The sequence below is a fragment of the Flavobacterium zepuense genome (assembly GCF_007097145.1).
Lineage (GTDB): Bacteria > Bacteroidota > Bacteroidia > Flavobacteriales > Flavobacteriaceae > Flavobacterium > Flavobacterium zepuense.
Window position 1 is genome coordinate 273721 of sequence record NZ_VJVZ01000004.1, and the last position, 11652, is coordinate 285372.

Genomic DNA, 11652 nt, shown 5'->3' on the forward strand with positions numbered 1-11652 from the left:
CACTAATCATCACAAATTTAAAGGCTTTACAGATTAGTGACGATTAGTGTAATTCGTGGCAAACATTTTTAAATTATTATGAAAGACTTAGAAAACAGGGCCGACCTGGAGCTACTTATGGCAACTTTTTATGGAAGGCTTTTAGCTGACCCCGCCATAAATTATATATTTACGGATGTTGCTAAGATTGACCTCCCCTCCCACTTACCCCAAATTACCGATTTTTGGGAGCAGGTGCTTTTTCACACCGGAGGCTATAAAGCTAACGTAATGCAGCTTCATATTGAGCTAAATAGCAAGGAGAAACTCACTAAAACGCATTTTGAAAGCTGGCTGAGCCATTTTTTTAAGGCAGTTGATGATTTATTTAAAGGCAATAATTCGGAAATAATAAAAACACGGGCACAATCGGTGGCTACAGTTATGGAAATTAAGCTTTACAGCAAATAAATTTAGCAAATTATCATAATATTAATTTTTTACATGCATTAACAATAATTTATATGCAAGCATAGTATTTTTATATTGTTTTAACATTAATTATATCTAAATTTAGCCTCAAAATAAACAAATCTTAGATTCCAGTAATGAACATTAAAATCACCGGTTCCGGGAGCTATATCCCTACCCGCATTATTGCAAATGCAGATTTTGCCAGCCATAAGTTTTTAGATGAGGCTGGTACGCTTTTATCACATTCCAATGAGGTAATCGCAGAAAAATTCAGGCAGATAACCGGTATCGATGAACGCCGTTATGGAGAAGATGATTTAGTAACATCTGACATTGCTTTTTTTGCAGCTGAACGGGCAATAGAAGATGCAGGTATCGACCCTGAAACGCTGGATTATATAATTTTTGCCCACAACTTTGGTAATGTAAAAGCAGGCACTATACAAACCGACCTGCTGCCGAGCCTTGCCGCAAGGGTAAAACACAGCCTTAGGATCAAGAATCCCAAATGCGTAGCCTATGATATCCTTTTTGGATGCCCGGGCTGGGTGGAAGGCGTTATACAGGCGCAGGCCTATATAAAGTCGGGTATGGCAAAACGCTGCCTTGTTATAGGTGCCGAAATGCTATCGCGCGTGGCCGACCCTCACGACAGGGACAGCATGATATACAGCGATGGTGCCGGTGCCAGCATTATTGAAGGCACACCCGATGGCGACCGTGGCGTACTTGCACACGTTACGGCATCTTATACGTATGATGAAGCGTATTTTATGTTCTTTGGCGGTTCATACAACCAGGAGCACGATCAGGACGTTCGCTATATAAAAATGTATGGCCGTAAGATATATGAATTCGCACTTAGCCGTGTGCCACAGGCAATGAAAGAATGCCTTGAAAACAGTGGCGTTGCTATAGGCGACCTTAAAAAGATATTAATTCACCAGGCTAACGAAAAAATGGACGAAGCCATTGTGCAGCGTTTCTATAAGCTTTATGACTTGCCAATGCCGGAGCGGGTTATGCCAATGAGCATTCATAAATTAGGCAATAGCAGCGTAGCTACCGTTCCTACGCTTTATGATATGATGCTTAAAGGCCAGCTAAAAGACCAGGAACTTAATAAAGGCGATGTGGTATTGTTTGCATCGGTAGGTGCAGGTATGAACATCAATGCTATTGTATATAAGATATAACGTTATGTTATTTTAAGATAGTAAAAGCTGCACGAAAGTGTGGCTTTTTTTATGGCGCTGCAGATAGCCCTGGAAGGGCGGCATGTTTATAGCAGAAAATAGCGACACAATTTCTTAGCTACGGAGGAGCGGCATATTAATTTACATGCCGCTCTCCTCCGTAGCTCAAAAACTTTGCTTAAGAATTTTCTATAAATATATCGCTCCTCTGGAGCTAAGAAACGTCTTAAATTAGCCTCTAATCTTAGCTAAAGCCATATCAGCCCATACATTTACCTGGTACACCAATCGTAGTTTATAAACTGCCACAACATTAATAAGGATGGACAGTCCCGTTTTATAGATAAGGTTAATGATGTGCGATTCAAAATCAGGTAAGAAATAAATAGCAGTACCGGAGATTGCAAAGATCAATGCCAGTTTAGCAAAGCTTTTATCAAAAGGCAGCAGGCCGAATTTCTTATAAATAAACAGCAGTTTAGAGATGTTGAAAAGCGTCATACTCACAAATGAGGCATACGCCACACCCATAATCCCTGTGTCGGTATAATAAATAAAATACAGGTTAAGCGATACGTTTAGGAATATCAAAACCAAAATTGCCACCAGGTTAAAGCGGTAGTATTTAGAGTAGGTAATAATTTCTCCGTTAAAGCCTGTAGCCATGTTTATAAGTACGCTAAAACCCAGCACAATAATAACAGGAATGGTATCTTTAAGTTTTTCGTAAGCCGGCAGGATTCTGAATAGATCTTCTATCCCAAGGAAAATACAACTGTACAGCACCGCCCCAATAAAAAAGAGCAGGCGGGCAATTTCTTTATATTTAATATCGAGGTCTTTAAAATTACCGTTTTTTAAGTAAGTGGATATTATAGGCGCATATAGCGCAAACATACCAATAGCAGGAATTTGCAATGTAGAAGCCAGTGTAACTGCATTGCTAAACACACCGTTAGCTTCTTCGGATATCATATTAAATATAATAATACCGTCTATCCTAAAGGCAAGCAGCGATCCTAAGCTTCCGGCAAAAGAGTAAAGGCTGTACCTAAAATAATCTTTACGCGAAATTTGCCCAAACAAGGTTTTAAAGCGGTAGTTAAAGCCGGGATTAAAACGCTTAAATAGGTAAATAGCTGTTAAAACAAATATTACAGCATAACTAACGGCATACCATAGTAAAGAAGTATCTTCGGTAAGTATATTTCTCAATAGTAGCAGAAATATAACAGGCAACGCTACTTTTGGAAAAATCTTTTCGTAAAGCGTAGGCACGGCAATTTTTTGCAGGTCCTGTGCCTGTTTTTTAAACAGTTCCACATAGGCCATAGATACAGCTATAGGGAAAGCAAAGTAGAGCAAATAACTATCTTCACTTTTAAGGCCAATATTGTAAATAAATATTCCGGCTAACACTAATATACTTATTATAAACACTGAGATAAGGCTGTAATTAAATAACTGCTTACGATAGTGCTCCTGTAATGCGGGGTAAAATTTTATAAGTGCCTGGGAAGCCCCTAAAACCATTATCGGGTACAACAGTTGCCAAATGTTATCTACATACCGCACAGTACCCAGAAATCCGTAATCTTCAGGATAAATAAATAAGGCCGAAACAATACCTATGACCGTACCCATATAATTAATAATGGCGTAAAGCACAACCTGTTTCATGGGCGCTACTTTTTCTTTCCCCATTATTTGGCGTTATTGCGGGCGGCGCTTACCTGCCCTGTTTTAAAAAGCATCGTGATATAGTAGCCCGCCAGTTTAAGAAATAAGTGCATGGCTTTTCCGGCTCCGTAAAATTTAGCGAAGTACTTTGGCAAGCCCACCACTTCTTTTAAACCCAAAATCCATGCCTTTGCGAAGCTATGCCCCGGATTAATCAACGTTGATAATATTTTATACTGGCTTTGGGTAACATCTTTATTAAAATTGCGGCTAATAATGCGGTCGTGTACAATTTTAGAGTCGGCATCAATGCCAATTAAAAATTTATGATAGGTAACACGGTCGGTATAATTACGGTCTTCGCCATAGTGCCCAAAAAGTGGTTCAAAATAGCCTGTCTTTTCTACACAGGTACGGCTAACCAACCATGCGGCGGCGTTTACAAAGGGCACGGTAGCAACATTATCTTTTTCAGATGTTTTACGGCTGTTGTACGTAGCAAATGCAGCATCTAAATCAACATCATTACCGGAATAATGCATAGGGCTCGTAATGCCAAACTGTGGCCTTGCTTCCATTTTTTGCACCAGGCTTTTAACGGTATCGGTAAAAACCCAGGCATCCTGGTTCAGCAAAAAAAGGTAGTCGGCACCAAGCTCTAAAGCGCGTTTCATGCCAATATTATTTGCCTTTCCAAAGCCAAGGTTATCGGGGCTTTGTATCAGGTCTACTTCCGGATAGTTTTTAAGAAGGGCGACAGAATTATCGGTACTGTTGTTATCTACCACAATAATGCGCACAGGATAGGAAGAATGCCGCAGCGAAGTGATATTCTTATCTATCCAGCGGGCTCCGTTATAGGTTACAATAATTACAAAAACAGTCTTATCCAAGGTTTCGCTTTTCCGGTAACGCAAAAATAAAGATATTTGCATGCACTTCTACACAAAAACATGAAATACTACGTCATCATACCTGCACACAACGAAGAAGCCTTTATGGGCGTAACTTTAGAGTCGCTCGCGGCACAAACGCTGCTGCCCGCAAAAGCCGTTGTGGTTAACGATAACAGCACCGATGGCACGGCCGCTATAGTTACCTCCTTTGCGCAAAAATACCCATGGATAAGCCTTGTAAACAAGCAAAGCGATGCTGTGCATATGCCGGGAAGTAAAGTAATACAGGCATTTTTAGCGGGGTACGCCACCGTAGATGAAGATTATGACATTATTGTAAAGCTGGATGCCGACCTGATACTCCCGCCCGATTATTTTGAAACCGTGATGAATGCGTTTAAAACAGACGATAAAGTGGGCATGGCAGGCGGTTTTGCTTATATAGAAAAAAACGGCGAGTGGGTTATTGAAAGCCTTACCGATAAAGACCACATTCGCGGGGCGTTTAAGGCATATCGCAAAGCGCTGTTTATGCAAATGGGCGGGCTTAGGCCCAATATGGGCTGGGACACTGCCGATGAGCTTATAGCCAAATTCTTTAACTGGAAGGTAGTAACCATAAAGCGCCTAAAGGTTAAGCACCTTAAACCTACCGGAGCTAATTATAACAAAGCTGCCCGTTACAAACAGGGTGAAGCGTTTTACACCTTAGGTTACGGCCTTATAATTACTACTATTGCCGGAGCCAAGCTTGCCATGCGCAAAAACAAGCCCCTGCTTTTTATAGATTACATTAAAGGGTTTTTAAAGGCTAAAGCCGAAAAAAGGCCTCTTTTAGTAACCAATGAGCAGGCAAAATTTATTCGCAGCTACCGCTGGAAGAAGATGAAAGCAAAATTGTTTTAATCAGATAAGTATTAAAAAACTATTAACTAACACTAAAAACCGAATACAAATCGGTACATTAGCCATTATTTTTTCTAAACTAAATGATTAAAGCGTTAAACCAGATAGGCCGTTATTTCCTTATGTTAAAGGAGGTTTTTAACAAACCCACCAAATGGGTGGTTATGAAGCCTTTAATATTTAAGGAAGTTGATGACCTTATTGTAGGATCTATGGGTATTGTTGCCTTTATTTCTTTCTTTATAGGGGGTGTTGTTGCTATACAAACTGCACTTAACCTTACCAACCCGCTAATACCAAAATCGCTTATTGCTTTTGCAACAAGGCAGTCGGTTATATTGGAGTTTGCCCCTACTTTTATATCCATCATTATGGCGGGCCGTGCAGGATCGTATATTACGTCGAGTATTGGTACCATGAGGGTTACGGAGCAGATAGATGCACTGGAGGTTATGGGTGTAAACTCACTTAACTACCTGGTATTCCCTAAGATCATCGCCTTTTTGCTGTACCCATTTGTAATATCAATATCAATGTTCCTGGGTATCCTGGGTGGATGGTTTGCCGGGGTGTATGGTGGTTTTATATCTAACGACGAATTTATAGGTGGTATACAGCGCGAGTTTATACCGTTCCACATATTTTACGCCTTTTTTAAAACCTTTTTATTTGGTTTTATTTTAGCAACCGTACCATCGTTCCACGGCTTTTATATGAAGGGTGGCGCGCTTGAGGTTGGTAAAGCCAGTACTACTGCGTTTGTATGGACCAGTGTGGCCGTTATCCTTGTAAATTATATTATAACAACGTTACTTTTAAGCTAATGATAGAGGTAAAAGACATAGAAAAATCGTTTGGCGAAAGCAAAGTGCTTAAAGGTATCTCTACCACTTTTGAGTCGGGTAAAACCAACCTCATCATTGGGCGAAGCGGATCGGGTAAAACCGTTATGCTAAAAACATTGCTTGGCATTCATGCCCCTGATGCAGGAACCATTTCGTTTGACGGAAGGATATACGGCGAATTAACGCCCGATGAAAAAAGGGCTTTGCGTACCGAGATAGGCATGGTATTTCAGGGTAGTGCGTTGTTTGACTCGATGACGGTTGAACAAAACGTGGCGTTCCCACTGCGAATGTTTACCAATAAAAAAACGAAAGACATATCTACACGGGTAAATGAGGTTTTAGACCGCGTTAACCTTAAGGATGCCAACCGTAAGTTTCCTAACGAAATATCGGGTGGTATGCAAAAAAGGGTGGCTATTGCCCGTGCTATTGTAAACAACCCTAAATATTTATTTTGTGATGAACCCAACTCGGGCCTTGACCCTGAAACATCGATAGTTATTGACGAGCTGGTACAGGAAATCACTAAAGAATATAACATTACAACCGTTATTAATACCCACGATATGAACTCGGTTTTACAGATTGGCGAGAAAATTGTCTTTTTGAAAAACGGTATTAAAGAATGGGAAGGCAATAACGAGGAGATACTGGAAACCAGGAACAAATCCATAGTTGAGTTTGTTTACTCCAGCGACCTCTTTAAAAAAGTACGCGAAAGCCTGCTGGCAGAAGAAGAGGAAAATCATAATCACAACCACAATAACGATAAAAAAGCTTAGGTAACCCCTAAGCTTTTTGTTTGATAAGAAATTGTGTATTTCGAGTGAGATTGCTTCAGCCGTACCTCCTTCGAAATGACTTCCTGTACATCTGCACCTTCGCGATGCATAAAGCGATCCCATAATTATTTATTGCTTATTAAGCACCCTGGCCAAACACAACAACCCTATTTATTTAACCCTCATAAAACAAAGAAGCCCGGCAATGCCGGGCTAATTCTCAAAAATATATAAGAAGTAGTGTAAGTGTTTTAATTAACCTCTCTTTGCAGGTATACCCATCCGGTAACTTGTGTGCCGGCAGAAAGCGTTATTACATAGTAATACGTTCCGGTGGTAAGGTCGCCTTTATCGCTTTGGCCGTACCATTCTTTAAGGTACATGGCTTTTTCATAAACCTGTAAGCCGTAGCGGTTAAATATTTTTAGGTGCTTAACCTCAAGGTTAGAAAGGTCAAAGCTGTCGTTTAAGCCATCTCCGTTAGGCGATACGCCTTTAGGTATAATACAGCTTGTATTATCTACAGGCAGCGTTGCAGAGGCTGTACAGCCATCGGCATTGGTAACGGTTACAATGTAATCTCCTTCTTTACGATCGGTAATATCGGCCTCAGGGCCGTTAAACGTAAAGTTGTCAGGTCCCGTCCAGCTATATACAGCATTGTCGCCTATTTCGTCCTGGTTGATCACGCTAATAATATAAGCATAGTCTACACAACCGCCTTCAACCTCTATATCAAAAGCATTAGTGTTAAGGCTAACTGCTATTTGCTGTGTAAACGAGCAGCCGTTATTGGTTACAATTGCAGTATATTGCCCAGCCTCGGTAACTTCCACATCGCCATCGGTAGCCTCTGTTTGCAGGTTGCCCTGGTAGTACCATGCGTAGGTTGTTTGCGGATTTGGTGTAAAATTTGCCCCCGGCACAACAGAAAGTACAGTACTTTGCCCAGCACATATTACCGTATTACCCTGTAGCGTAAATTGTGGTATTGGTTTTACAAGAACAGCAACCTGACTTGCCGGTGAAGGGCACCCGTCTACCGTTACAATAAGCGAATAGGTTCCTGAAGCTGCTGTTGTAGCTGCTGTGATTAGCGGACTCTGGTCTGCCGATGTAAAACTATTAGGGCCTGTCCATTGGTAGGTAACAACGTTACCCGCTACGGCAGTTGCGCCAAGCTGAACATTGCTGCCTTCGCAACTATCGGCAACCGTGTTTAATATTGGGGCAGAAGGTATATTTTTTAAGGTGATGCTAACCGTAGCCTCATCTGTACTGCTACATAGTCCGGTAACGGTATACTTAAACTGGTACGTTCCTGCTGCAAGGCCTGTAGTATTAAACTGGCTGCCTACAAGGGCTCCGGTAGTATTTACATCTTCCCATGCGCCACCCGCATCAAACGGGGCTGTAAGGTAGGTTGTAAGGTCTATGGTAGCTCCTTCATTACATAAAATTGCAGTATTGTCCGGCCCGGCTGCAGGCAGCTGATTTGGCAGCACTTCAAAATCCAATACCTGGTTAAGGCATGAGTTAGGATTGGTAGATGTAATAGCAAGGTGGTATATACCTGCATCTGTATCCGATGTATATGCAGGGAACGTTAGTGTGCCTGTTGTACTTAAAATAGTACCTGGATCTTCGTCACTGTACCATTCGTAACTTAAGAACGAAAATTCCGGTATAGAAAGGGTACTCAATTCGCCCTCGCAAAATCCGTCGGCTTCAATAGCAACCGGGTCAAGGTTATTTATATCAAACAAGATGTTCCTTATATTACCACAAACATCGGTAACCTGAAAGTTATAGGTAGCCGTTTCAAGGCCTGAGAAAAGGCTTGACTGGCCGTTGTTTACCACAAAAGCGTCGCCATCCTTAGTTGTAATAGAATACGTAAGCGGCGGTACGCCGGTAGCATCTATAACAACCTCTGTAAGGCCATCGATACAAGGAAAACCGTATGCCGCATTAATTACCGGGGCGTCATCAAAGGTAAAGTTATATACTTCGCTTGTACACCTAAAGTTAGAAAGGGTACCGTTGCTATAGGTGTAAAAATTCTTTAAAACCCTAAACTGGCCCGTAGCGGCAAGGGATAAGTATGTAGCATTATTGGTTAACTGTATGGCATTTGCCGTATTAGGCAGTGTATTTGCCGGGTAAGCTACTCCCGTTAGCGGATGCCCCCAAGTAGAGGTTATTGGGTTAAAACGCTGCAACCAAAACGACTGCACATAATTACCATTACTGGTATGTGCCACTTCAAGGTCAAAAGAGCCACAATGCGGTATAACTTCAAATTCATTAACTAAAATATCGTAGCCTGTTACCGTAACCTGCTGCTGCCTTACTACGCCACATGCATCTTCGGTATAAATAGTGTAAACGCCAGCAGGCAAAGAATTCATATAGAAAAATCCGTTTGCAGCAATATTGGCAGAGGCATCAAATGGAAGCGTTTCGGTAAATGCCGATGGCGCCGCAAGTATGGTTACAGTTTCAAAACCACCGTCTGCCGCAAGGCGTATAGACCCAAAGCCCACATCGCAACCCGGACGGTTTAAAACTGCAAAGGTTGGGCTACCGCCCGAAGGCTGAAGTATTACCTCTTCGGTATATTCGTCGCCACAGCTATCGGTTATCACGAATGTATAAGTGCCTATTGGCAGGTTACCCATCTCGAAACCGCCAAACTGATTAATATTTTCTGACACATCATCCGGTAACGTACCAGTGTATGCTGTGGGAGCCGCGGTTATAACTACGCTTTCTACCAGCCTTCCCGGAACGGTTATGCTTACCGATCCTGTTGGGCTGCCGCAAATTGCTATCGCAACGATTAGCGGGTTTACATCGGGCGGAGTGATCTCAAACGAAAGTTGCGCTGTATGTCCGCATGAGTCGCTGATAGATACTGTGTAGTTACCTGTTGGCACGGCATTACCCGGCCCGCCAAAAGTAGCTTCGCCCGAATCGAATGTTGGGTAATCACTATTAAACGCTAATGGGATAAACCCAGCCGGCATTGCTGTAAAGTTTAATGTATATGGCCCAACGTAATTGTTAGGAACAAGCGTAAAATAAATATCGGTACAGTTAGGATATGACGGGTTAACCGCTAAACTAAGTTCCTGGTTTACAATATTATTATTCCTCACATATGTATTACCGCAGGCATCGGTAATCACAAGGTTATAGCTGTATTGCTGGTCGTGGTAAAACGGTATAGTGCTGCCTATAATATTATCATCAGTACCACCTGCAACTGTTTGTGTTATAACTATTGGCGTTCCGCCACCGGGAGGGGTTACGGTATAAGTAAATGTTAACGGGAAAAATATATCTAAATTGGGTGAGCAATAATAGTGGTGCTCTATGTTTATAGTAGTACAAGAGGGCAGTTCGCCACCTGGAAATACAACCGGATCTATAGTAATATTTGTATTTAACTGTACCAAAGTTATACTGGTTACCACAGCTTCGCCACAGTTATCATACACCCTCACGTTGTAAAGGCCGGGAGGCAGGTTGTTAAATACGTTTGATGTTTGCACCGGAGCTGTTACAGGGCCCGATGTGATTTCGTAAGTAGCAGCAGTGCCACCGGTTACGTTTACGGTTATTTTACCATCGGTACCGCAACGCACGTGTGTAGGTGCTAAAGTATAGGTTAGCGGTACTACATTGTTTACAATAATTGCCGTTGCTGTGGCGGTGTTGCTTTGGCCTCCTAACGATTGTGTTGCTACAACCTGGTAGGTACCCGCCACAAGGCCTGTGGCCGAAGGCGTGGTTACGGTGGTAACCGGGGTAGTTGTGTTAGGCAACAGATACACATTATAATCTATGCTACTACCTGGTGTTGTGCCGGTTACCGCAAACGATAGCGAACCATTACCCAAACAGGTTTGTGGCGCAGGGGTTACAGTAAGGGTAAAGTTAGCGAGCTGTGCAAAGGAAGTAGTGGCAAAAAAGAGAAAGCAGATTAAGGAAAGAATTCTTTTGGCTGGTAATTTATTTGTCATAGTTGGGAGATTTTGCAATAAATATAACAGTTTATATTATGTTAAGTAAAACTTTATACAATTTAACATAACAGCTGTAAGTTGTAAAACCCTACCTGTTAAATTAAGTGTTTTAATTATGTATTTTTTAACACCTGTTATACGATAGACGGATGGCGCTACGAAAGGTTGCGTAGATATTTATTTTTATTTTTGAAGAATGTGTGTAAAAGCTAATCTCAAAGTCCGAAAGTGAAATATTAAGCACTTTTTATGATGGTAAAAGCTCCACTTCGGCATTAGGGTTAAAGAGATAAATTTTACCCGTACTTATTTCCTGGCATTCAAATCGCTTAAGGCGTTGTGCCCCCTTACGGAAAACTTTACCATTATGGATGCGGAAAGCCGCACCATACGGTAGCTCAAAGATGTAGTTTTTCCCGTCTGATTTTTCATCAAACTGCTTGAGGGCCAGTGACAACGTAGCATCGGTGTCGCTACTGGCCTTGGGGTTTTTAAAATGCCGGGCTAACAGTGGCAACAAATGGTTAGGGAAAATTTCCGGCCTAATGAATGGCACCATAAGCTTTTGGAAAGTGAGCTTCCATTCATCGCCATGAGGTTTTATATTGCGGCCAAACTTCTCAAAAGCAGCAAGATGCGCAATTTCATGCACCAATGTGATAAGAAAGCGGTATTGGTTGAGGCTTGCGTTAACAGTAATGCGGTGGTAGCCACTGGCATCGCGGTGGTAATCGCCGTGGCGGGTAACCCTGTCGTTCACTATTTTAAGGTGTACGCCATACAGCTTTATGAGCTCAAAAAGCGGCTCTACAGCATGTTGCGGCAAATAGCGTTGTAAGATCTCTGTCAAACGTAGTAAA

9 protein-coding genes are annotated in these 11652 nt (G+C 41.9%); 5 read left to right on the forward strand and 4 right to left on the reverse strand.

The genetic code is table 11. The features are described from left to right. The first annotated feature begins 78 nt into the window (after positions 1–78). Both FMM05_RS08380 and FMM05_RS08385 read left to right on the forward strand, forming a co-directional pair. Positions 79–450, forward strand: coding sequence for a group III truncated hemoglobin (locus FMM05_RS08380; protein ID WP_143372890.1), 372 nt, complete (start codon positions 79–81; stop codon positions 448–450). 137 nt (positions 451–587) lie between these two features. Beyond that, positions 588–1649 (forward strand): 3-oxoacyl-ACP synthase III family protein, encoded by a 1062-nt coding sequence (locus FMM05_RS08385; RefSeq protein ID WP_143372891.1) that lies wholly within the window; start codon positions 588–590, stop codon positions 1647–1649. Between the two features lie 231 nt (positions 1650–1880). Here FMM05_RS08385 and FMM05_RS08390 read toward each other — a convergent pair whose 3' ends face one another. Together FMM05_RS08390 and FMM05_RS08395 are read right to left on the reverse strand one after the other, a co-directional pair. Beyond that, the gene (locus FMM05_RS08390; protein ID WP_143372892.1) at positions 1881–3353 is read right to left on the reverse strand and encodes a lipopolysaccharide biosynthesis protein; all 1473 of its coding nucleotides are present in this window, start codon (positions 3351–3353) and stop codon (positions 1881–1883) included. Continuing rightward, the gene (locus FMM05_RS08395; protein WP_143372893.1) at positions 3353–4222 is read right to left on the reverse strand and encodes a glycosyltransferase family 2 protein; all 870 of its coding nucleotides are present in this window, start codon (positions 4220–4222) and stop codon (positions 3353–3355) included. The genes FMM05_RS08390 and FMM05_RS08395 overlap by 1 nt, the downstream gene beginning before the upstream one ends. 60 nt (positions 4223–4282) lie before the next feature. Here FMM05_RS08395 and FMM05_RS08400 point away from each other — a divergent pair, with 60 nt between their 5' ends. The 3 genes from FMM05_RS08400 to FMM05_RS08410 all read left to right on the forward strand — a co-directional run bounded on the left by FMM05_RS08400 (position 4283) and on the right by FMM05_RS08410 (position 6761). Then, on the forward strand, positions 4283–5131 hold the full coding sequence (locus FMM05_RS08400; protein WP_143372894.1) for a glycosyltransferase family 2 protein: 849 nt from the start codon (positions 4283–4285) through the stop codon (positions 5129–5131). An 83-nt stretch (positions 5132–5214) separates the two neighbouring features. Next, complete coding sequence (locus tag FMM05_RS08405) at positions 5215–5955, forward strand: MlaE family ABC transporter permease (RefSeq protein WP_143372895.1); 741 nt, start codon at positions 5215–5217, stop codon at positions 5953–5955. Further along, on the forward strand, positions 5955–6761 hold the full coding sequence (locus tag FMM05_RS08410) for an ABC transporter ATP-binding protein (RefSeq protein ID WP_143372896.1): 807 nt from the start codon (positions 5955–5957) through the stop codon (positions 6759–6761). Before FMM05_RS08405 ends, FMM05_RS08410 begins: the two co-directional genes overlap by 1 nt. A gap of 251 nt (positions 6762–7012) precedes the next feature. On the opposite strand, the gene FMM05_RS08415 is transcribed toward FMM05_RS08410, so the two are convergent. Next, positions 7013–10789 (reverse strand): gliding motility-associated C-terminal domain-containing protein, encoded by a 3777-nt coding sequence (locus FMM05_RS08415; protein WP_143372897.1) that lies wholly within the window; start codon positions 10787–10789, stop codon positions 7013–7015. A gap of 250 nt (positions 10790–11039) precedes the next feature. Then, on the reverse strand, positions 11040–11642 hold the full coding sequence (locus FMM05_RS08420) for a SprT-like domain-containing protein (protein WP_143372898.1): 603 nt from the start codon (positions 11640–11642) through the stop codon (positions 11040–11042). Positions 11643–11652: the final 10 nt, after the last annotated feature.